At 73.2% G+C, this 22,695-nt stretch carries 12 protein-coding genes; 7 read left to right on the top strand and 5 right to left on the bottom strand.

The genetic code is table 11. The features are described from left to right. From ACFQO7_RS27605 to ACFQO7_RS27590, 4 genes are all read left to right on the top strand, one after another. The coding region (locus tag ACFQO7_RS27605) for a beta-xylosidase family glycoside hydrolase (protein ID WP_465252389.1) at window positions 1-763 on the top strand (763 nt) is incomplete at its 5' end. Window positions 764-1,106: 343 nt separating this feature from the next. Next, on the top strand, window positions 1,107-2,294 hold the full coding sequence (locus ACFQO7_RS27600) for an endo-1,4-beta-xylanase (protein WP_376809107.1): 1,188 nt from the start codon (window positions 1,107-1,109) through the stop codon (window positions 2,292-2,294). Window positions 2,295-2,757: 463 nt separating this feature from the next. Then, entirely contained in the window at window positions 2,758-3,366 is a 609-nt protein-coding gene (locus tag ACFQO7_RS27595) for a polysaccharide deacetylase family protein (RefSeq protein WP_376809106.1), read from the top strand. 70 nt (window positions 3,367-3,436) lie between these two features. After that, complete coding sequence (locus ACFQO7_RS27590) at window positions 3,437-4,327, top strand: alpha/beta fold hydrolase (RefSeq protein WP_360525225.1); 891 nt, start codon at window positions 3,437-3,439, stop codon at window positions 4,325-4,327. 4 nt (window positions 4,328-4,331) lie between these two features. On the opposite strand, the gene fxsT (ACFQO7_RS27585) is transcribed toward ACFQO7_RS27590, so the two are convergent. Further along, on the bottom strand, window positions 4,332-7,073 hold the full coding sequence (gene fxsT / locus ACFQO7_RS27585) for an FxSxx-COOH system tetratricopeptide repeat protein (protein WP_376809105.1): 2,742 nt from the start codon (window positions 7,071-7,073) through the stop codon (window positions 4,332-4,334). A 175-nt stretch (window positions 7,074-7,248) separates the two neighbouring features. Between fxsT (ACFQO7_RS27585) and fxsT (ACFQO7_RS27580) the strand changes: the two genes are divergently transcribed. Beyond that, complete coding sequence (fxsT, locus tag ACFQO7_RS27580; RefSeq protein ID WP_376809104.1) at window positions 7,249-10,461, top strand: FxSxx-COOH system tetratricopeptide repeat protein; 3,213 nt, start codon at window positions 7,249-7,251, stop codon at window positions 10,459-10,461. Window positions 10,462-10,516: 55 nt separating this feature from the next. On the opposite strand, the gene ACFQO7_RS27575 is transcribed toward fxsT (ACFQO7_RS27580), so the two are convergent. From ACFQO7_RS27575 to fxsT (ACFQO7_RS27560), 4 genes are all read right to left on the bottom strand, one after another. Beyond that, a complete protein-coding gene (locus ACFQO7_RS27575) occupies window positions 10,517-11,845 on the bottom strand; it encodes an HEXXH motif domain-containing protein (RefSeq protein ID WP_376809103.1) in 1,329 nt (442 codons plus the stop codon). Then, window positions 11,842-13,098 carry an FxsB family cyclophane-forming radical SAM/SPASM peptide maturase gene (locus ACFQO7_RS27570; protein ID WP_376809102.1) on the bottom strand — a complete coding sequence of 419 codons (1,257 nt, stop codon included), beginning with the start codon at window positions 13,096-13,098 and terminating at the stop codon, window positions 11,842-11,844. Before ACFQO7_RS27570 ends, ACFQO7_RS27575 begins: the two co-directional genes overlap by 4 nt. After that, window positions 13,095-13,283 carry a hypothetical protein gene (locus tag ACFQO7_RS27565; protein WP_361048631.1) on the bottom strand — a complete coding sequence of 63 codons (189 nt, stop codon included), beginning with the start codon at window positions 13,281-13,283 and terminating at the stop codon, window positions 13,095-13,097. The genes ACFQO7_RS27570 and ACFQO7_RS27565 overlap by 4 nt, the downstream gene beginning before the upstream one ends. Window positions 13,284-13,466: 183 nt before the next feature. Further along, window positions 13,467-16,265 carry an FxSxx-COOH system tetratricopeptide repeat protein gene (gene fxsT, locus ACFQO7_RS27560; RefSeq protein ID WP_376809101.1) on the bottom strand — a complete coding sequence of 933 codons (2,799 nt, stop codon included), beginning with the start codon at window positions 16,263-16,265 and terminating at the stop codon, window positions 13,467-13,469. A gap of 238 nt (window positions 16,266-16,503) precedes the next feature. Between fxsT (ACFQO7_RS27560) and ACFQO7_RS27555 the strand changes: the two genes are divergently transcribed. Further along, a complete protein-coding gene (locus ACFQO7_RS27555; protein WP_376809100.1) occupies window positions 16,504-17,367 on the top strand; it encodes a hypothetical protein in 864 nt (287 codons plus the stop codon). Then, window positions 17,364-22,649: an NACHT domain-containing protein gene (locus tag ACFQO7_RS27550; protein WP_376809099.1), complete on the top strand. Its 5,286-nt coding sequence runs from the start codon at window positions 17,364-17,366 to the stop codon at window positions 22,647-22,649. The genes ACFQO7_RS27555 and ACFQO7_RS27550 overlap by 4 nt, the downstream gene beginning before the upstream one ends. Window positions 22,650-22,695 lie beyond the last annotated feature (46 nt).

Here is a 22,695-nt window from a genome sequence, read left to right as displayed (position 1 = left end):
GCTCGGCCGCGAGACCGCCATCCAGAAAGTCGACTGGACCCCCGGCGGCTGGCCGAGCATCCCCGGCGGCATCCCCGCCGACGAGATCACCGCACCGGGCCTGCCGGTGCACGCCTGGCCGGTGGAGCCGGCCACCGACCACTTCGACGCCCCGCAGCTGTCGACCGCGTGGTCGACGCTGCGCCGCCCGGCCGGACCGGAGTGGCTCGACCTGCGTGCACGCCCGTCGCACCTGCGCATCCGCGGCGGGCAGTCGCCGGTCGGCAAGCAGACCCCCAGCCTGGTCGCCCGCCGCGTCGGGGCGACCCGCTGCTCCCTGGAGACCGTCGTCGAGTTCGACCCGGCCGATCACCGCCACCTGGCCGGGATCACCGCCTACTACAACACCCTGAACTGGCACTACCTCTACCTGACCCGCGCCGACGACGGCCGCGCCGTGCTGGAGCTGCTCAGTTCCGACAGCGGCCGGCGCACGGTCTACCCGGAGCTGACCGTGGACGCCAGCGCCGCGGGCCGGGTCGGCCTGCGCGCGGAGTTCGACGGCCCCGCGGTGCTGTTCTCCTACGACCTCGGCGACGGTTGGCGGCAGCTGCCCGTCGAGCTGGACGCGACGATCCTGTCCGACGAGCACGCCGCCCTGATCATCGACGGCGAGCCCGCCGCGTGGGGCTTCACCGGCGCGTTCCTCGGCCTGTGGGTGCAGGACCTCGGCAACGACGGCGTGCACGCGGACTTCGACCACGCGACCTATCTCGAACACTGACCCGTCCCGCCGATCGGGGCCCGGCCGCGCGCCGGGCCCCGATCGCGCTCTGCCGGACGAGACAACGACCTGCGCACATGTCTTCGACCGAAACTTCCGGAGCTGAGCTGCGGCTATTCGACGCCACACCAAGGGTTTCCGGAAGTTCCGACGGTTGACGACCCTCTTACCCCATCGTAATGTTTCGGCGTAGTAACGGAACTTGAGCCGCAACTACCGCGCCGGGCGCGGGAGGGCTTTCTCCGCCCGCGGCCGCTTTCATCGCTCACGCGTCATCCGCACCATCGCAAACTCCCGTGCCACTTCGTCGACCCCGTCGACCGCTCACCACGGAAGGAACGCCATGAGAATCAAACGGTGGATCGCCACCGGCGCCGTCGCCATCGCGACCGTCGGCGCGCTCAACACGTTGCCGGCCTCGGCCGGTCATCCGTACAACCCGGCCGACCAGAGCCTGCGCAACCTCGGTCTGCGCCACGACCTGTACATGGGCACCGCGGTCTCCATGGCCGCGCTGAACGACGCGGCCGACCCCCGCTACCGCGAACTCGTCGCGTCGGAGTTCTCCACGGTGACCGCGGAGAACGAGATGAAGTGGGAGAGCCTGGAGCCCACCCGCGGCACCTACAACTGGGGTCCGGCCGACGAGCTGATCGCCTTCGCCAAGCAGAACAACCAGCGGGTGCGCGGGCACGTGCTGGTGTGGCACAACCAGCTGCCCGGCTGGCTCACCACCGGCGTGAACGACGGCTCGATCACCACCGAGCAGCTGCGCGAGATCCTGCGCAACCACATCACGACCGTGGTGAAGCACTTCAAGGGCAAGATCTGGCAGTGGGACGTCGTCAACGAGGCCGTCAGCGACCCGTGGGACACCCCGTCCACCCTGCACTACAAGGGCTTCTGGGCGCAGCACCTGGGTCCGGACTACATCGCCGACGCGTTCCGCTGGGCGCGCGCCGCCGACCCGAAGGCGCTGCTGTTCTACAACGACTACAACATCGAGGCCTTCGGCTCCGGTGACCCGGCCAACGACAAGACCCAGTTCGTGTACGACATGGCCAAGAGCCTGCTGGCCCAGCGGGTGCCGATCGACGGCGTGGGCAGCCAGGGCCACCTGGGCACGCAGTACGGCAACTACGACACCCTGCAGGTCGCGGCGGCACTCAAGAAGTTCGCCGGGCTCGGGCTGGCGACCGCGTTCACCGAGGTCGACGTGCGCAGCCAGCTGACCGAGGCGGTGCAGAACGGGGACTCCAACGAGATCAACCCGCGGCTGCAGGCGTCCGCGGCGAACTACAGCGTGCTGCTGCAGGCCTGCCTGGCCGACCGGCACTGCCTGTCGTTCACCGTCTGGGGCTTCACCGACAAGCACTCCTGGGTGCCGAACTGGTTCGGCAACGAGGGCATGGCCAACATCTACGACGAGAACTACCAGCCCAAGCGGGCGTACAACCTGATGAAGGGCGACCTGATCTACACGGGTCCGCCGTACGTGCTGCCGCGCATCCCGCAGAAGCCGCGCAAGTAAGGACGTCGCACCCGTGGCCCGGCAGGCTGGTTTCCAGACGCCGGGCCCACGGTGTCGGCAGACGAGTGGTGCCGGGCGGCGCGACGCAGGCGGGCGGCCCTACACCGCCCGCCGCCGTCGTGTCCTCGCACCGCCCGGCGACACCGGGCCCCTCGGAACGGCCCGGTCCGCGGCCACGCCGCCGACCCGCCGCCCGGTCGCGCCAGGAGACGCCCCGGCGCAACCCCGTGCGGTCGCCACCGCGGTCACAGCGCCTCCTCCAACGCGCCGGGACAGCGGCGAACGGCCGACAACCTGGCCACAGCCTCCGCAGTATTTTGGGCGAGACCGACCGCCGTCAATGACTTTCGGAAAGTATCGGAACCACGGCGCGGTCAGGCGACTGAAAGCTCTCCGAAAATCGTTGACCCTGCGCCGGCAGTGCGCGGAAAATGAGATCCGCGACCGGGAGAAACGTTTCTACGTGAATACAGAACAGTTTCCGTCTGTCATCGACACCGCATGCGGCAACGGCGTCAGCTTCACCTTCGACGACGGCCCCCACCCCACGCACACCCCGCGTCTGCTCGACGTGCTGCGCTGGCACCGGGTCAGAGCCGTCTTCTGCCTGCAGGGCGACCAGGTCGAGCGGCACCCCGAGATCGTGCGCCGGATCGCCGCCGCCGGGCACCCGCTGGGCAACCACAGCATGCACCACGACGACATGAGCGCCTGGACGCCCGAGCGGATCGCGGCGGACCTGTGCGAGACCGACGCCGCCATCCGCCGGGCTCTGCCGACCGCCCGCATCCCGTACTTCCGCGCGCCGTACGGAGCCTGGGGCAGGAGCCCGGCCGTGGCCGCGTCGCTGGGCATGCGTCCGCTGGGCTGGCGGCTGGCGATCGCCGACTGGGAGACTCCCGGCACCGACGAACTGGTGCGCCGCCTGGAGGAGGGTGTCACCCCCGGAGCGGTGGTACTCCTGCACGACGGCGGCGGCGATCGCAGCCAGACCGTCGACGCCGTCGACCGCGTCATCCCGATCCTGAAGGCCCGGCACTACCGGTTCACGCTGCCCGAGACGGATCGCTGACCCGGCTCACATCGATCAATGTCACCATCGTGAAACCTCGATGTCGTACCCTCGACGCGGGGAGGTCGCCATGCCTGATCCGCGCCGATCGCCTTCGCGGCTGGTGCCGTCGCCGCGGGGCGGTGTGCTGTCGGTCGAGGTCTCCGGCGCGCCGGACGGGCGTCCCGTGTTCCTCATGCACGGCACGCCCGGCAGCCGCAGCGGACCGCGGCCGCGCAGCATCGTGCTCTACCGGATGGGCGTGCGCCTGGTCTCCTACGACCGCCCCGGCTACGGCGGCTCGACCCGGGTCCCGGGTCGCCAGGTCGCCGACGCCGCGGCCGACGTGGCGGCCATCGCCGACACGCTGGAGCTGGACCGTTTCGGGGTCATCGGCCGATCCGGCGGCGGCCCGCACGCGCTGGCCTGCGCGGCGCTGCTGGCCGACCGGGTGACCAGGGCCGCGGCGCTGGTGGGCATCGCGCCACCGGACGCGCCCGGGCTGGCCTGGTTCGACGGCATGGCGCAGTCCAACACCAACGACTACGACATGGCCGACCGGGACGTGGCGCTGTTCACCGAGCGGCTGCTGGCCCGTGCCGACCGCGCCCGCCGCGACCCGGAGAGCCTGATGGCGGCCCTGCGCGGCGAGCTGACCCATTCGGATCTGCGGGTCATCGACGACACCGCGATCCGGCGCCTGATCACCGACAACTACGCCGAGGCGACACGGTTCGGCGGCCACGGCTGGGTCGACGACGCGCTGGCGTTCCGCCGCGAGTGGGGGTTCCAGCTGTCCGACGTGACGGGCGAGGTGCTGCTGTGGCACGGCGCCGACGACGCGTTCTCACCGGTCGGACACACCGAGTGGCTGGCCAGGCGCATCGCGCACGCGTACGTGCAGGTCCAGGCGGACACGGCGCACTTCGGCTCGGTCGAGATCCTGCCGCAGGCGCTGGCCTGGGTGACGGCCGGGCCCTGACCGGTCAGCCGGGGAACGGGTCGTGGTGCAGGGTCGCCGTCTGGTCGCGCAGGTGGCGGAGCTGGCGGTGCAGTTCGGCGTGCGAGGCCGGGTCCGCGGTGCGGTCCAGCGCCCGGGTCCACAGCTCGTCGAGCCGGCGGCTCAGGGTCCGGCTCTCGCCGGTGTCGCCGTGCAGCTGCAGATAGCGCAGCCGGTGCAGGAGCAGCTGCCGGACGGCGGCGTCGCCGCACTCGGCCGCGCCCGAGGCGTCCAGGTGCGGCCACAGCGCGCCGTACGCGGCCCAGGAGCGGGGGTCGTCGACGTCGGCGCGGGGGCGGGTGGCGGCGAGCACCAGGTGGGCGCGGTGCCGGTTGGCGGACAGGTCGGCTTCGTTCATCCGGGACCGGACCACCCGTTGCAGGACCGGGTGCATCAGCACGCGCGCGCCGCCGGCGTCCTGGCCGCGTACGTCGAGGCGGACCAGGGCGAGCCGGTTGACCGTCTGCAGCAGCTTTCCGCGTTTCCAGCGGTCGGTGAGGGCCGGGTCGACCTCGCCGAGGGTGGCGGCGAGCGCGTCGCTGTACACGATGTGCAGCGGGATCTCCGGGGCGAGCAGCGCGCAGATCTCGATCAGCCGGTATGCCGCGGGGGTCTCCTCGCCCAGCCTGCGCAGTGACGCGTCCCAGGTGAGCTGCAGGTCGGGACCGAGGCGGCCCGGTTCGACGAGCAGGTCGGCCGGGGGGCGGCCGGTGTCGGCCAGCCAGCTGCCGGCCGCGGCGACGGCGATCGGCAGGTCGGCGACGGAGGCGGCCAGCTGCACGGCTTCGGAGTCGCGGATGGTGGGCAGCCGGTGGCGCAGGTGGGCGATGCTCTCGACCCGGTCGAACAGGCCGACTTCGAGCAGGTCGGCGTGTTCGGCCCAGCCGGGGTTGCGGGAGGTCACCACGACGTGCCCGGATCCTCGGGGCAGCAGGCCGACGGCCGCGTCGATGTCGTCGGCGCCGTCGATGACGATGAGCCAGTGCCGGTACATGCGACCGCGTTCGAGGGCGGCCAGCGCGGCGCGGGCGGTGGCGGCGGGGGTGGGGCGCGCCGCCACCGCCAGGTGCGGCGCGAGCGCGGCGAGCTGGGCGGTGCTGTCGGCGGTGGCGTCGATCCACCAGACGAGGTCGTACGCGCCGGCGTAGCGGTGGGCGTACTCGACGGCGAGCTGGGTCTTGCCGATGCCGCCCATGCCCTGCACGGCCACGCGCGCGCCGGCGGGCAGCAGGGTCGCGTCGTCGTGGTCGCGCAGCCGGGCGCGCAGCAGGCGCAGGTCGTCGTCGCGCCCGGTGAATCCGGGGTCGCGGGGCGGCATGTGGAACATCATGGGCGGCAGGCCGGGGAAGCGCACCGGTGGATGTGCCGGGTCCAGGGCGGTCGCGGCGTGGCCGAGCAGGGTGAGCAGGCCGGTGCTGGCGGCGAGGACGTCGTCGCCGGACAGGCGCACGCTGTGTGCGGCGTCGAAGGCGGGCACGGCGGCGACGTCGGCGACGTACACGGCCAGCGGCGGGTTGGCGGCGGGGGCGCGCTCGTCGCGGGTGAGCCGGGCGAGCGCGGTGGCGTTGGCGGCCGAGACGATCGTCAGCCGGCGCCCGTGTCCGCGGCTCGGCGTGTTGCCGGGTGTCGGATCTGCGACGGTGAGCCCGGCGGCGCGGCAGAGCGAGGCGACCCATTCGGCCCAGACCGCGTCGGTGGCGTCGTAGTGCAGGATCACCTCGGTGACGGCGGGGTCCGGGGTGCGGACGAACCGAGCCGCGGTGCGCCGCCGCAGGCCCTCGTCCATGATCGGTGGACCGGTGACCGCGCCGCGGGTGATGTGGGCGACGAGCTCGGAGTATGCGGCGAGCAGGGTGCCGGTTATGCCGGGCGGGTCGGTGACGGCGGCGAGGATCTCCTCGAACGCGTACGCCGGCTGGTAGGGCACCTCGACGGCGGCCCAGTAGCGGCGGCGCTGGGCCTCGGTCATGTTCGCGGGCAGCCCGGCCATGCGGCGCATGGCGACGGTCCGCCCGGCCTGGGCCTGGGCGGGCTGGGTGATGTCGACGTGCATAGGGACGGGCAGGATGCGGATGGACCGGTTGCGGTAGCGGGTGGATATCTCCTTGGCCAGCACGGCTGCTCCGTTGATCGCCTGTTCGGCGAAGGTGAAGCAGTTGACCAGGGTGTCGGGCAGGTGCGCGGTGCAGATGTCGGCGAGCTCGGTCAGGCCGGTGCGGCTGTCCACCAGGACGTAGTCGTAGTGGCGGCGCATGTCCTCGCGCAGCGCGTCGAAGAACCGGCCGCCGTGGCGGCGTTCGTAGAAGTCGTCCCAGTCGAGGTCGCCGAGCTGGGTGGCGTAGTCGCGGTTCTGCCGGCCCGCGGACAGGAAGTGCACGCTGCCGCCGCCGGGAAAGGACCAGCGCAGCGGCGTCGCATAGCGTTCCACCTGGGCGTAGTGGGCGTACCAGGACGGCTCGCGGGGTTCGTCGGCGGTGGTGGCGTGGTCGAACTCGCGGATCAGGTCGATGACCCCGCCGAGCGAAGACAGCCTGCTCACGTCGAGGAACGGGTGGAAGAAGCGGTGCAGGCCCGGGGACTCGAGGTCCCAGTCGGCGGCGAGCACACGCTTGCCGGCGGCACCCAGGATCCAGGCCACATTGGCCACCGCCATGGTGCGCCCGGTGCCGCCCTTGAAGGAGTAGAACGTGACGATCTCACCCTGTCGCGCCTCGGCGCCGTTCTGCACGGACGGCCCTCCTTGCATGTTATATGTATCGATTAAAGCACCCCGCGCCGCCCTTTCGGCTCCTCGCCGCGACCCGCGCGACAGTCGGCAATTCACCGGTTCCGATGTTTTGCGGGGCGGGTCAGGTCGGATAGGATCCGCAGAGGGTGTCGGTTCACAGCTGAAATGAGTGCCAATGGCCGAAACGGTGGGAACCCGAGGCACGCTCGAAAACCTCGTGGAGATGCTCGTACGCGTACCCGAACTCGCCGATCCGGCCGTCCGTGACCAGCTCATCGAGCAGATGCGCCTGGTGCTGCGGCGGACGTTGCGGGTCAAGCGTTTCGACGACGTGCGCCACGAGATGTCCAGCCTGGTCAACACTTCCGCGGCGTGCTCCGGTGGGCTGCGCGTGCTCGCCTCGATCGTGGCCGAGCAGCATGTCGGCGACACCTCGGCCATCCACGCGGCGGTCGCCGAGCTGAGCCCCGGCCTGCTGTCCGGACCGGACCGTGACCACCTGCGCAGCCTGCTGTCGAACCTGGCCGCGAGCCAGGTCGCCGAGGCCGTCGACGGGCTCGGCGGCGCCGAGCAGCTGTACTCGATGCGCACCTGGCGCGACACCGCCGGCGCCATCAAGATCATGGAGGGCCTGCCGATCCCGGACGACGGCGTGCCGCAGGTGCTGGCCTTCGCCAGCCGCCTGTCGGAGCTGCTCACCGGTCCGATCGCGGACGGCCTGCGGACCTGGGTGGACACCGTCGCCGGCGGTCTCGGCGTGGACCTCGCGGCGCTGGTGCTGCTGCGCGGCGGGGCGGGTCCGCTGCCCGCCACCGCGGCCCCGGCGTTCACTCCCCCGTCCCCGCGCACACCCAGCTCGCGGCGATCCGAGACGCGCGTGGTCGGCGGCGGGGTGCCGATCCGCAACCGTAACTTCACCGGCCGCAGCGAGCTGCTGGACCAGCTGTCGGAGGTGCTCAGCAGCGGGGCGCAGGCGGCCGTGCTGCCGCCGACGATCCACGGCCTCGGCGGGGTCGGCAAGACCCAGCTCGTCGTGGAATACCTCTACCGCCACCTCGACGACTACGAGGTGGTGTGGTGGATCCCCGCCGAGCGCACCGCGACCGTGCTCGGCGCGCTGACCCAGCTCGCCGAGACGCTGCGGCTTACCGTGACCGAGGACCGGCAGCAGACCGCGCGCACCGTGCTCGACGCGCTGGCCGGCCTGCGCGTGCCGTGGCTGCTCGTCTACGACAACGCCGACGACCCCGACGCGCTCAAGCCGCTGCTGCCCGCGACCGGCGGCCATGTCATCGTGACGACCCGCAACCCGGAGTGGGGCTCGGTCGGCCGGCCCATCGAGGTCAACGTGTTCCCCCGCGAGGAGAGCATCCAGATGCTGGAGGGCCGCGGCCTGCACATGCGGCCCGGCGAGGCGAACGAGCTGGCCGAGAAGCTCGGTGACCTCCCCCTGGCGCTGGAGCAGGCCGCACTGTGGTGCCGGTCGACGGCGATGCCGGTCAGCGAGTACATCGAGCTGCTGGACAGCCACAGCCGCACCGACCTGCTGTCGGAGTCCAAGCCGTACGGCTACCCGGTCACCGTGACCGCGTTCGTCACCCTGGCCAGCGAGACGCTGCGCACCACCGCGCCGGCCAGCGCCCAGCTGTTCGAGCTGCTGTCGTTCCTGTCCGGTGAGCCGGTGTCGCTGAACCTGCTCAGCCGGGGCCGCTCCGCCGACGTGACCGAGCCGCTGCGCAGCACCCTCAACGACCCGGTGAAGCTCAGCCGCGTCGTGCGCGACCTCAACAACCGCGGTCTGGCCAAGGTGGACCCGGCCCAGCGCATCCAGGTGCACCGGCTGGTCCAGGACATCCTGCGCGACATCCTGCCGCCCGACCTGGCCAAGGTGACGCTGCGCAACACCCAGCGGCTGCTCGCCGAGGCCAACCCCGGCGACCCCGACGAGCTGGGCGGCCTGGACGTGCAGGCGGAGCTGGGTCCGCACCTCGACCGCGCGCAGATGATTTACTCCGACGACGCGGGCGCGGTCAAGACGGTCCTGGACCACACGCGCTACCTCTACATCATCGGCGACTACGAGAACAGCCTGCGGCTCGCCACCGAGGCGGCCGGCCACTGGGCCAAGCCCACCGAGAACCCGGAGCGCGGGCCGAACGGCCTGGCCACGCTGCGCGCCCGCAGCATGATGGCCAACGCGCTGCGCGTGCTCGGCAGGGCCAGCGAGGCCGCGACCCTGGTCCGCGACACGTATGACCGCATGTGCGCCAGCCCGCGGCTCGGTGAGCTGCACGAGTTCACCCTCATCCACGCCAACCAGGTCGGTGCCCACCTGCGCATCGACGGCCGTTACAACGACGCGCTGGAGTTCGACAAGGCGTCCCTGGACCGGCACCGGCGGGTATTCAACGCGACCGAGGCCTACACCTTGCGGGCGCAGGCCAACTTCGCCGTCGACCTGCGGATGATCGGCGACTTCGCCACGGCGTTCGAGCAGGACCGCGACATCGCCAACCATTGGGAGGACGTCGGCGGCTCCGACCCCCGGGCCCTGGCGGCGTACATCAACCAGGCCCGCAACTACTACGGCATGGGCGCCTACCGGGCCGGTCTGGACTGGATCCAGCAGTGGCGCGAGCCGCTGGCCGAGGCGCTGGGCGCGGGCAGCAGCCAGGTGCTGCTGGCCGAGCGCACCTACGCGATCCTGCTGCGCAAGCTGGGTTACCTCGACGACGCCCGGTGGATCCTGCGGGAGCACTTCGAACGGACGCTGTCCCGGTTCGGCGACACCCACGAGTTCACCAACGCCGCCGCGGTCAGCTACGCCAATGTGCTCCGCCAGGTCGGTGGCACGTACGAGGCGGCTCAGCTGCTCGACGAGGCGATAGCGCGCTACGACGAGTACTTCGGCGTGAAGCACCCGCTGACGCTGGCTGCGAAGGTGAACCAGGCGATCCTGTCACGCGCCATGGGTGACCCGGACCAGGCGCGTGCACTCAGCGAGAGCTGCTACACCGGCTTCGGCGAGGTGCTCGGCCCCAACCACCCGTACACGCTGTGCGCGGGCGTGTCGCTCGCCAGCGACCTCGCCCTGGCCGGAGTACATGCTCAGGCGTGCGAGCTGTCCGAGAAGATGTACACGGTGAGCCAGGAGCTGTCCGGCGGCGGCCACGAGGCCCGCAACGGCGGCGAGCATCCGTACCTGCTTATGCGCGGCATCAACTTCGCGCACGACCTGCGTGCCGTGGGCCGCACCGCGGAGGCCGACAAGTTGCGGCGCACCTCGCTGCAGGCGCTGCGCGAGGCGCTCGGCGCGACGCACCCCGAGGTGGAGGCGATCGAGCGGGACGAGCGCACCGAGGGCGACATCGAGCCGCCCCCGACCTGATCCCGTGAACCGGTGGCCCACTGCCGGAACATCGGCTGCGGGCCACCGCTTCGGGTCAGCCCGCGACGAGCTGCTTGTTGCGCTCGAGCCACTGGCGGTGCGATTCGCTCAGCGCCTCCTCGGCGGCCGCGACCACGGCCGCGGCCAGTGGTTCGGCCAGCAGCTCGTCGGTGCGCTCGCGCAGCCCGGCGACCAGCCGCGTCCCGGTGTCGGTGAGCGCGCCGGAGGCCTCCACCGCGCCGAGCCCGCGTTCCACCTGCAGGCGCGCCTCGGCGAAGCGGGCGGCGGCCAGGTCGGCGAGGCCGTCCTCGTCGCGCAGCGCGCGCCAGGAGTCGGCGACCCCGACGAAGGCGTACACCCCCTGCAGCAGCCCGGCCAGCGGCCGCGGGTCGGTGCGCCACGGGGCGAAGAAGCGGCGGGTGTCGGCGGGGTCGCTCATCGGGGTGAGGTCGAGCATGCCGCTGAGCTTCGAGTGCTGGAACTCGTGCACCATCGTGACGACCAGGTCCGCCGCCGACGAGGGGCGGGTCAGCCCGAACGCGCCGAACGCGTATTTGATCGTGGCGCTGCGCGCCGAGTGCGGGTCGGTCTGCGCCAGCGGCACCAGTACCTGCAGCCCGGCGGCGAGTTCCGCGGCGCGGCCCGGCATCCGGCGCTCCAGCATCCCCCAGGCCTGCGCGAACACGGTCTGCCAGTGAGCGACCTCGGCGTCGTCGAGCCGGTTGGCGGGCGGCGCGTGGTGTCCGTGGCGGTACGGGTCGACGTCGTCGAGCGCGACGCCGGGCGCGCCGGTCGCCACGAGCCGGCGCACGGGCTGCCAGCCGGGCACGGTCTCGACGGGACCACCCTGCGCCGACACCGCGCCCGCGGCGGGTGGGGCGGGCAGCGACACCACGCGCCCGTCCACGGAGACGGACAGCCGGCCGCCGTCGGCGATCAGCCGGGCCTCGGCCGCGTCGCCCACCGTCAGCGCGCCGTGCCCCGGCACGGAGAGCACGCCGTCCCGGATCGGCACCGGCAGGTCGGCGGGCACACCCGCGGCCGCCGCGGCGACCGCGGCGATGCCGCACAGCTGCCCGAAATCGGAGGCGGCGGCGACGCCGCGTTCGGTGGCGCGGACGGTGATGCCGGTCCACGAGCCGACCAGCGGCGCGCCGAGCACCTGGGCGAACCGGTCCGGCGCGGCCCGGCGGGCGCGTTCGAGGGTGTCGGCGACGGCGTCGCGTTCGGCCTCGCTGCCGGGCCAGTTGCGCAGCAGGTGCCCGATGAGCAGCAGGTGGCGGCTGAGCTGCGCGGTCCGCAGCGCGTCGATGGCCGCCGGACCGCCGTCACCGCGGGCGAGCGCGGTGAACTGGTCGGGATCGAACTCGTGGAAGGCAGTCATCGTTTCTCCGGTCGAGCGGCACGGTTCAGGTCCGCCGCGACGCGCGCGGACACGTGGTCGATGAGGCGGCGCATGTCGTCGCAGTACACCGACGGGTTCAGGAAGCCGGCGCCGGGCCGGTACCGGTGGGCGTAGTGGCCGCCGCCGCAGACGGGGCGCACCGGGCAGGCCTGGCAGGTGCTCGACAGCGCCTGCGCCCCGAGCTGGCGGGCGGCGACGCCGGCGTCGTCGAAGACCCGGTCGAGTTCGTCGCGGCGCACGTCGAGGCCGGTGGCCGCGGCCCCGGGATAGGCGGACTTGAGCGCGTCGACCTGCTCCAGCGCGCCGTCGGACTCCACCACCAGCATGCCGGCGGGGCTCAGCCCGACCTGCTCGGAGCCGCTCGCGCCGCCCAGCAGCAGGGCCAGGATGTCGTCGAACAGCCGGATCCGGACCGGTTCGTCCCGGCCGTACCAGCGGTCGAACACGGTGATCAGCCAGTCGGCGTACGGCGTCGCGCCGGGCCGGGCGGCGGGCGGCGGCTCGCCCCAGTTGGCGTGCGGCAGCAGGAAATCGATCATGGGCGGGTCGAACGCGGACAGTGCCTCGAACGTGGCCACCGGGTCGGTGTCGGGCGCGACCGTGGTCAGGATCCCGGCGTACGCGGACCGGTTCGCGGGCTCGCGCAGCAGGTCCAGGGCGCGGACGACGGCGGTGAAGCTGCCCCGCCCGGAGTGGGTGCGCCGATGCCGGTCGTGATCGGGCTGCGCGCCGTCGACGCTGACCCCCACGCTGATCCCCAGCTCCACCAGCCGGTTGACGGTGGTCCTGGTCAGCAGCACGCCGTTGGTCTGCATACCCACCCGCACCTGGGTGGTCTGCGGCATACGGGCGTGTAGGAAGGCGACGAGGCGTTCGATGCGGTCGAGCCGGAACAGCAGCGGCTCGCCGCCGTGCAGGATCACCTGCACCCGGCGCAGCCCGTGTGCGGCGGCGTGCCGCGCGAGGTTGTCGACCGCGGCCTGCCAGATCTCGTCGGCCATCACCGCCGGGCGATCGCGCCAGCTCTGGTCGGTCGACTCGTAGACGTAACAGTAGTCGCAGGCGAGGTTGCAGCGCTGGTGAACCTTGAGGATGAGGTCGCGGATCGGTGTCGGCCGCCAGCCGGCGGCGCGCAGCCGCTCCGGATCGAGCTCGGCGTACGGCCACGGTGCTGCCGCTCGCTGTGCCTGCCGCAGCGACGTCATCGCGTCGCCGGCCGACAGCACGGTCACGAGGTGAACGACTGGAAGGCTGAGATGATGCCGTCCGGGTCGTCGAGCGCGCGGATCACTCGGCGGGCCGCCCTGGCGAGGGCGTCGTCGCCGGCTTGGATCGCATCGAGCAGGGGACGATCGGACAGATCAACCAGTGGCGACCATGCTGCGGCCGGAGGCTCCATCGTGATTTCAGCCTTCACCATTTGCTCCCCATCGGGTATGCCATACGGCGACCCTCGCCGGATGACGTGTTCGACGCCGGGCTATGTGCCCGGACGACTCAACATAGGCCCCGACACGGCGTTGAGCACGCGTTTGACCGATCACTTGGCAAGATTTGGCGATCATGGGACGGGCCCCGGTCAAGCTCCCAGGTGGACGCCTCAGATCGGCAGTGGATCAAGATCGCACTCGACCCGGGAACCGCGCGCCCAGCGGGCGACGAACTCGTGCTCGCCCAGCAGGTCCTGCCAGCCGACGAGCATACGTTCACGCAGGTCATCGTCGGGTTTGCCGACGGCGATCAGGTCCAGGGCCAGGTTCGTGCCGGCCGCCAGGGTCTCCGGGTGCTCCGCGCCGCGCGCGGCGACGGCGATCTCGTACGCGGCCCGGGACGCCTTCACCGCCCCGGCCCGGTCACCGGTCAGCGACAGATCTGTCGCATGATTGACCGCGGCCGCGATCGCGTACGGGTGGCTCTCCCCGAGCAGTTTGTCGAGCTGCGTGGCGGCCTGCCGGCCGGTCTCGCGGGCGGCCGCCCACAACCCGCGGGCGCGCTGCACCGCGGCCAGGTTGACCCGGGCGACCGCCGTCAGCGGGTGCCCGTCGGACAGCCTGCTGCGGTAGCCCTCGACGGCGTCGGTGACCAGCCGCTCGGCCCGCGAGGTGACACCCGCGTCGCGCAGCGCGTTGGCGTAGCTGACCGTCACGGAGAGCAGGTGCGCGTCGGAGCGGTCGAGCATCTCCCGGCAGCGCATGTACAGCTCGGCCAGTTCGTCGAGCGCCTGCGGCCAGCCGAGGCGGCGGCGGGCGACCGCGGCGGTGCGGCGGGCGGCCAGCATGCCGAGGTCGCCGTCGCCGAGCAGCCGGCTGCCCAGGGGCAGGTACCGGTCCAGCAGCTCCAGCGCCCGGTCGTAGTGGCCCAGCCCGGACTGGTCCTCGGCCAGCGCGAACGCGGCGCGGACCGTGGCGGCGGTGTCGGCGGCCTCCAGCCGCTCGAAGTCGGGCAGGTCCAGGAACGCGGCTTCGGCGTACGCGCCCGCGTGCCGCAGGCTCGCCGACAGCCGCCGCCGGCAGTCCGCGGTGCGCGCGTGCCCCGCGCCCAGCGCGCGCAGGGACCGGTCGTGGTTCTCCCGCCCGGCCGTGACCGCCTGCGCGTAGTCGCCCGCGACCAGCAGGTCGGTGGCCGTGCCCGCGACCGCGGCCAGGGTCAGTTCGTGGTCTGCGCCGTGCGCCGGGCTCGCCTGCAGCCGCCGTACCACGTCGACGGCCAGGTCCCGGGCCCGCGCGTAATCGCCCAGCCCGCGCCACGCACCGGCCAGGTCCACCTGCACCCGCAGCACCAGTTCGTGGTCCGGGCCGAGGAAGTCCGGCTGCTGCCACACGGCCGCGGCCTGGCCCGCCAGGTCCGCGGCCTTGGCCAGGTCGCCGTCCAGGACACGGAACCGGACCTGGTCGGCGATCAGCTTCTGCGCGTCCGGGTTGCGCGACTCGACCAGCCGGGACGGCTGCAGATGCCGGCCGATCTCGCGGTACTCCCCCGCCGCGGCCACCCCGGGCACGCCCAGCGCGGCCCGGGCCAGGATCTCGTGGACGTGATGGCGGGCCCGCGCGGCCGCGTCGGCGGGCAGCGACGACGGCAGTGCCTGCCGGGCCAGGTGCGTCATCTCGACCTGGTGCTCGCCCAGCCGGATGAGGCCGTAGTTGGCCAGTGCCCGCAGCGCGCGGCGCAGCTCGACGCGGTTGCGCAGGGTCATGCCCAGCGCCGAGCCGAGCGTGGTCCCGGCGCGTTGCAGCAGGGCGATCGGCACCGGCGCCGGTCCGAACCAGCCGAACAGGTCGCACAGGTCCCGGTGCTCGGCGCTCAACCCGGCCCGGGCGATGGCCAGCGCGCTGACCACCGGATCCGACGGCGCGTACTGGCCGTGCAGGGCGGCCGGGTCGATCCGGGCCGCGATGTTCAGGGCCTGCGGCAGGCGGCCCACCAGCTCGATGAAGTCGGCCAGCTGCGCGTCGGTGATGCCGGGACGCTGCCGGGAGAGGAACTCGCTGGCCTCGTCCGGCGCGAATTCGAGCACCTCGACCTCGACCATCGTCGCGTCGTAGGGCAGCTCGCGGTCGGTGGTGGTCAGTATCGCGTGCCCGCCGCCGATCGGCAGCAGGTCACGGATCTCCCGCTCCTGCTCGCCGTTGACGTCGTCGAAGATCAGCAGATGCGGCACCTCGGGCGCGCCGAGATAGCGGCGCAACTCGGCCAGCGAGCGGTCGCCCGGGGATCCGTTGCCCAGCCCGAGCCGCGCGGCCAGCTCGGCCATGCCGGCGCGGGCCTGGTCGACGTCGGTGCAGCGCACCCACCACACGATCGGGTAGCTCTCGCCGTACCGGTGGGCGTATTCGGTGGCGAGCTCGGTCTTGCCGGCACCGCCGACGCCGTGCAGCACGACGGTCGTGTGCTCGTGCTGCTCGAACGCGGTGCGGATGCGGGCCAGGGCCGCTCGGCGGCCGGTGAACGAGGAGTTGCGGGTGGGCAGTTGCTGCACCGGCCAGGAGACGACCGCGTCGGGTCGTGGGGGCTGCGGCGGGATGCCGCGCCCGGCGCGTGAGTTCGGCACCGTCGTCGTCTCCCCCGTCCGCGTCGGCCGCTGGCTGTCCTCCTGCGCGCGCGCCCAGAGTGCGTGGAACCTGGCGACCAGTTCGGTCTCGTTGCGCCGGGCGAGCGTGCGCTTGTTGAGATCGACGATAATCGACTGATACTTCGGCCACGAGAGCAGATATGCGCCACGCAGCGCCGCGCGGTAGGTCTCGTGCGAGACGTACTCCAGGGAGCGGTCGCGGTTGATGCTCGTGCTGACCGTCCGGCCGGACGGGCAGCCGGCGCTCACGTACAGCTCATGCAGCGCGTCGATCAGGTCACGGAAAGGTCCCAGTGGGACCGCGTCCAAACTGGGTCTACTGATCTGCACGTGGCGGCTCCGCGCGGATGACGGCCAGCCGAGGGTCGACGGTGGCGGGACTGACGGTGGCGGATCACGGAGACGCCCTGCGGGCCCCCGGCGAGCATATCGACGGATGACCCACCGGCGCCATCGACACGCGCCATCGTCGGCCACACCCCGCGAGCGGGTGAATCGCCTTGACAGCGTCGCATTCCCGACAGTCGGGGCGGCGGGCGCGGTGGCGCGGGGTGGATAGGTTTGGCGGATGGCGCGGGTGGTAGCGGTGCACGGCATTCACAACACGTACGCCAGCCGGCCGCAGCTGGCCGAGAGCTGGGTCCCCGCGCTGCTGGGCGGACTGGACAACGCGACCCAGGCCGGCCTGGCCCCCGCCGCCGGGCTCACCGCATCCGAAGTGGCCTGTGTGTTCTACGGCGATGTGTTCCGCCCGCAAGGCAAGCGTCTGAGTGGCGACATTCCCCCGCTGACGGCCGACGACGTCGAGGAGGGTCCCGAGACCGACCTGCTCCTGCAGTGGTGGGCGGCGGCGGCGCGGATCGACCCCGCGGTGGTCGCGCCGGACGCGCGCACCCTGGGGCCGCGCACGTCGGCCCGCAAGGCGCTGCTGGCGCTGGCCGGTGCGCGTTTCCTGGCCAACGTGTCGGAGCGCCTGCTGGTGTGGTGGCTCAAGCAGGTCACGTCCTATTTCACCGACCCGGCGGTGCGCGCGGCCGCCCGGGACCGGTTCGCGGCGGCGATCGGCGACGACACCCGGGTGGTGGTGGCCCACTCGCTGGGCTCGGTCGTGGCGTACGAGGCGCTGTGCGCCCACCCCGAGTGGCCGGTCACCGACCTGGTGACCCTCGGTTCGCCGCTGGGGGTGCCGCATCTGGTCACACACCGGCTCGACCCGTCGACGGGGGCCTGGCCGACGGTCGAGCGGTGGACGAACATCACCGACGCGGGCGACTTCGTGGCGCTGCAACCGCTGCTGCGCACCGTGTACGGCGAACGGGTGCGCGATGTGGAGATCAGCAACGGGCTGGGCGCGCACCAGGTGGAGCGTTATCTGTCCGATCGGGAGACTGGCGCGGCCGTGGCCGCGGGACTGCTCGCCGGCCCCGCGTGAGCGGGCAGGAGGGCGCCCCGGCGGCGCGCCGATACTTCATCGGCGCGGCGACGACCGTGTACGCCCCGTCGACTGACCTCGTGGACCTGCCCGAACTCGTCGACGAGCTGAGCCGCGCCGCCGAACTGTTCACCGGCCTGGGCTACGAGGTGGTGCCGGGCTTCGGCGCCGACCTGACCGCGGTCGATTTCACCGGCCGGCTGCGGACCTTCCTGCGCAGTCCCGAGCGCATGCCCGACGACATGATCGCGGTGTACTACACCGGGCACGGCGAGGTGTCCGGGACCGAGCTGCTGCTGCCGATGGCCGACGCGACCGCCGACCGCTCGTTCAGCTTCCTGCACGCCGGTGACCTGACCGGGCGCCTGCTCGCCAGCGACGCGCCGGGCGAGCTGGTCGGCCGGCGACTGCTGTTCGTGCTGGACACCTGCTACGCGGGCGCGGCCGCCGGCACGCTGGCCACCGGGGCGGTGGGCTTCGCCGACCGGCTGCGCCGCACGGCCGGCGGGCTCGCCATCGCGGTGATCGTCGCGGCTCGCGACTACCAGCAGGCCGGGGTCGGCACGTTCACCCAGTCCCTGGCACGCGCGGTGCAGGAACGGGCGATCGCCGGTCACGAGGTGCCGTTCCTCCCACTGGAGCCGCTGATCACGCAGGTGAACGCGGAGATGGCCGAAGCCGCGGCGGGCGTGGCCGTCACCCAGCACGCCCGCCTGCTCTACTTCGGCGAGCAGACCGGGGAGTTCTTTCCGAACCGGCTGTACAGCCAGTGGTACGCCGACCTCGACGTACGCACCCGGGATCTGCGGCTGCAGCAGGACGCCCGGCGGGCCGAGAGGGAACGCAGCGCTCGCCTCGGGCAGGGCCTCGACCCGTCGTCCGAGCGCGACGATCTTTGGCTGTTCACCGGGCGGCATGCCGCCCTGCGCCGGGCCTCGGAGTGGCTCGCCGAAGCCGCGGGGCACCCGCCGCCACCCACCCTGGTGATCACGGGCGATCCGGGTTCGGGCAAGTCCGCGCTGCTCGCCCGGCTGGACACGCTGGCCGACCCGGGCCGCAGCGCCCGGGTGCCCGACGTGCACCTGCTGCCGCCGGACACCATCCCGCCGCGGGAGTCGATCAGCCGCTTCATCCACGCCCGCGGCCTGACCCCGGAGGCGCTGCTCGCCGGGCTGGCCGAGGCATGCGGCCTCGACGACATCGCCGCCGTCGACTCGCCGGGCAAGCTCGTCGCGCAGTTACGCAACCGGACCGAGCCGGTCACCGTCGTCATCGACGGCGTCGACGAGGCGGCCGGCGAGGTCGGCGACACCACGATCAGCGGCCTCGCGATGGTCAGGCAGGTCCTGGCGCCGCTGGTCCGGGCAGCGCACCGGACGCCGCTGCGGTTGCTGATCGGCACCCGCCGGCACCTGATCGGCCCGCTCGGCAAGCCGGTCGAGGTCGCAAACCTCGACCGGGCCCGCTACGCCGACCAGCCCAGCCTGCACACCTACGTGCGCTCGTGCCTGACCGAGCTGGTCGAGACGTCGCCCTACCGCAGGCAGCGGCCCGAATACCTGGCCGCGGTGGTCGACGCTCTCGCCGCCGCCGCCGGCGACTCGTTCCTCGTCGCCCAGATCACCGCCCGCAGCCTCGCCCTGCAGGACGAGCCGGTGGCCGACCCGCACGATCCGGCCTGGCGTGCCTCGCTGCCGCGGGAGGCTGCCGCAGCGATGCGCCGCGACCTCGACGAACGCCTGGGCGACGACGCCGCGCGGGCCCGGGACCTGCTGCTGCCGCTGGCCTACGCGCAGGGCGCGGGGCTGCCGTGGGAGGACCTGTGGCCGCGCCTGGTGACCCGGCTGACCGGCCGCCCGTGCGGCAACCGCGACCTGGACTGGCTGGTCGAGCACGCCGGCTACTACATCATCGAGTCGCGGCTGGCCAACGGCTCGGTGTACCGCCTCTACCACGCGGCGCTGGCCGAGCACCTGCTCGCCGAACGCCGGGCCGGCCACGGCGCGCTCCCCCACCTGCCCGACAACGGCAACGCCAAGGCCGACGCCGCGGCGATCACCCGGGCCGACCACCGGGCGATCTTCGACCTGCTCGTCGACCGGGTGCCCCGACGGCTCGACGGCACGCGGGACTGGGCCAGGGCCCATCCGTACACGGCTGCCGCCATCGCGAGCCACGCCGTGCAGGCCGACTGCCTCGACATGCTGCTCGCCGAGCCCCGGCTGCTCACCGACACCCCGGCCGAGCCGCTGCTGACCGCGCTGCACCGGGTCCGCACCCCGCAGGCATGGGCGACCGCGGACGCGTACCGCAGGGCGATCGCCCGCATGCAGGCCCATCCGGCCGAACGGGCCGCCTACCTGCAGCTCGCCGCCCGATGCGCGCGAGCCCCGCACCTGGCCGACGACATCACCGCCAGCGGCCTGCCGCTGCCCTGGACCGCGCACTGGGCCTCGTGGCGTATGCATCCGCCACACCAGACGCTGACCTGGCACCGCGGCCCGGTCACCGCCGTCGCGCTCGGCGAGGTCGCCGGCCGGGCGGTCGTCGCGTCGGCCAGCGGCGACCGCAGGCTGCGGCTGTGGCACGCCGCCACCGGGCGGCCGATCGGCGAGCCGCTCGTCGGCCACACCGACTGGGTGACCTCCGTCGTGTTCGGACAGATCGACGGCGAGGCGGTCGTGGTGTCCGGCGGCCGGGACGGCACCGTACGGCGCTGGGACGCCACGACCGGCCGCCCGCTGCCCGGGCGGCCCCACCGCCACCGCGGGCCGGTGCGCACCGTCGCGTTCGGGCGGCTCGACGGCCGGGCGGTCATCGTGTCCGGCGGCGAGGACGACAGCGTCATGGTGTGGGACGCGGCCACCGGCCAGCTCGTGGGCGGCCCGCTGGCGGGCCACTCCGGCGGGGTCTACGCCGTGGCGGTCGGCGACATCCGCGGGCAGGGCGTCGTGGCGACCGCCGGTGCCGACGGCCTGGTGCGGCTGTGGGAGGCGAACACCGGCAGCCTGTACGACGTGCCCTACGACGGCCACACCGGCCGGGTGAAGGCCGTCGCGTTCGGGCGGCTCGGCGACGACACGATCGTCGTGTCCGGCGGCGAGGACCGGACGGTGCAGGTGTGGTCGGCCGAGACGGGACGGCTCGTCGCGGACGTCTACACCGGGCACACCGACCACGTCAACGCCGTCGCCTTCGGCCGCCGCGGCTCGCAGCCCGTCGTCGTGTCCGGCAGCAACGACCAGACCGTGCAGGTGTCCGACGTGGTCACCGGACGGCAGATCGGGGTCCGGCTCACCGGCCACAACGACTGGGTGTCGTCGGTCGCGTTCGGCGTCCGCGACGGCCGGGCGGTGATCGTGTCGGGCAGCGAGGACGAGACGGTGCGCCTGTGGGACGCGGTGTCCGGCGAGCCCGTCGGTGAGCCTTTCACGGGGCACACCGGCGCCGTCGACGCCGTGGCGTTCGGCGACCTGGCCGGCCAGCCGGTCGTCGTCTCCGGCGGTGACGACCACACGGTGCGGCTGTGGGACGCCGCTTCCGGCCAGCCGGTAGGCGAGCCGGTCACCGGCCACACCGGCGCGGTCACCGCGGTGGCGTACGGAACCGTCGACGGTCAGCCCGCGATCGCCTCCGGCGACGACGAGACGGTGCGGGTGTGGCATGCCGCCTCCGGGCGGGCAGCCGGCGAGCCGATCACCGGCGCGGGCGCGATCCGGTCGGTGGCCCTGGGCAGCGTCGACGGCCGGGCCATGGTGGCGGCCGCGGGCGCGGACGAGACGGTGCGCCTGTGGGACGCCGCGTCCGGGCGGGAGGCAGGCCCGCCGCTGGCCGGGCATACGGGGGCGGTGAACGCGGTGGTCTTCGGTGAACTCGACGGGTCGGCCGTCGTCGCCTCCGGCGGTGACGACCACACGGTGCGGCTGTGGGACGCCGCTTCCGGCGAGCCCGTCGGCGAGCCGATCACCGGCCACGACGGCGCGGTCACCGCGGTGGCTTTCGGAACCGTCGACGGGCTGCCCGCGGTGGCCTCCGGCAGCGACGACGAGACGGTCCGCGTGTGGTACGCCGACTCCGGCGAGCCCGTCGGCGAGCCGATCACGGGTGCCGGGCCGATCCGGTCGGTGGCGTTCGGGCAGCTCGGCCGGCAGCCGATCGTCGTCGCCGGGGGCACCGGCGCGCAGGTGAGGGTCAGTGACGCGATCACCGGGGAGACCGTCGGGTCCCTGTACGCGACGCCCGGCGGGGTGCGCTCGGTGGCGTTCGGGCGGCTCGGCCGCCAGCCGATCGTCGTCGCGGGCGGCGCCGACCGCGCGTTGCGCGCCTGGGACGCGGCCACCGGGCAGGTCGTCGCGGCTCCGTTCGCCGGGCATCTGAGCCCGGTCACCGCGATCGCGTTCGGCCGCCTCGACCGGGCCCTGGTCGTCGCGTCGGGCAGCACCGACCACACGGTGCGGCTGTGGGACGCGGCCTCCGGCCGGCCGCTGGCCGCCCCGTTCACCGGGCACACCGACGGCGTGCGCTCGGTCGTGTTCGGACAGGTCAACGGGCGGACCGTCGTCGTCTCCGCCAGCGACGACCGCACCGTGCGGATCTGGGACGCCGCCACCGGCCGTCCCGTCGGCGAACCGTTCACGGGGCACCGCAGCTCGGTGAACGCGGTCTCGTTCGGACGGCTGGACGGGCATCCGGTGATCGTGTCCGGCAGCAACGACCACAAGGTGCAGGTCTGGGACGCGGCCACCCGGGAGCTGCGCTGGCCGCCCGTCGACGCCCACCACGGCTCTGTCAGCGCGGTCGGGTTCGCGTCGCTGCGCGGCCGCCCGGTCGTGGTCTCGGGAGGCTTCGACCATGTCGTACGGCTGTGGGACGCCCGCACCGGCGAGCCGGTCGGGGAGCCGTTCACCGGGCACGCCTCCGACGTCAACGCCGTCGCGGCGGGCGAGTCCGGCGACCGTCTGCTGGTGGTGTCGGCGGGCAACGACGGCACCGTGCGGACCTGGGACGCGGCCACGGGTGAGCCGGTCGGTGCGCCGTTCACCGGCCACGAGGGCTGGGTGCACGCGGCCGCGATCGACCGGCGCGGCGACCGCACGGTGCTGGTCAGCGGCGGGGCCGACCAGACGCTGTGGGTGCGGCCCGCACCGGGCGGGGCCGGTGACCGGCCGGCCGGCGGCACCCGGATCCGGCTCAACGCGACGGTGCACTGCGTCGCCGTACGCGACGCGTCCCACCTGGTCGTCGGCACCGAACTGGGCATCGTCAGCCTGCAACTGCCCTGATCGCGGCGGCCGGGACACGGGCCCTCGCCGCCCCGAGGGCCCGTCC

Source organism: Catellatospora aurea, from assembly GCF_042663325.1.
GTDB lineage: Bacteria > Actinomycetota > Actinomycetes > Mycobacteriales > Micromonosporaceae > Catellatospora > Catellatospora aurea.
Note: the sequence above shows the minus strand (reverse complement) of the source record. Positions and strands in the feature narration are given on the sequence as shown.

What these genes read in the sequence shown, in the direction of transcription:
- fxsT (WP_376809104.1), top strand. Translation starts at nt 7,249, where the DNA reads ATGGCCGAAACGGTGGGAACCCGAGGCACGCTCGAAAACCTCGTGGAG.
- ACFQO7_RS27590 (WP_360525225.1), top strand. Translation starts at nt 3,437, where the DNA reads ATGCCTGATCCGCGCCGATCGCCTTCGCGGCTGGTGCCGTCGCCGCGG.
- ACFQO7_RS27575 (WP_376809103.1), bottom strand. Translation starts at nt 11,845, where the DNA reads ATGACTGCCTTCCACGAGTTCGATCCCGACCAGTTCACCGCGCTCGCC.
- ACFQO7_RS27555 (WP_376809100.1), top strand. Translation starts at nt 16,504, where the DNA reads ATGGCGCGGGTGGTAGCGGTGCACGGCATTCACAACACGTACGCCAGC.
- ACFQO7_RS27600 (WP_376809107.1), top strand. Translation starts at nt 1,107, where the DNA reads ATGAGAATCAAACGGTGGATCGCCACCGGCGCCGTCGCCATCGCGACC.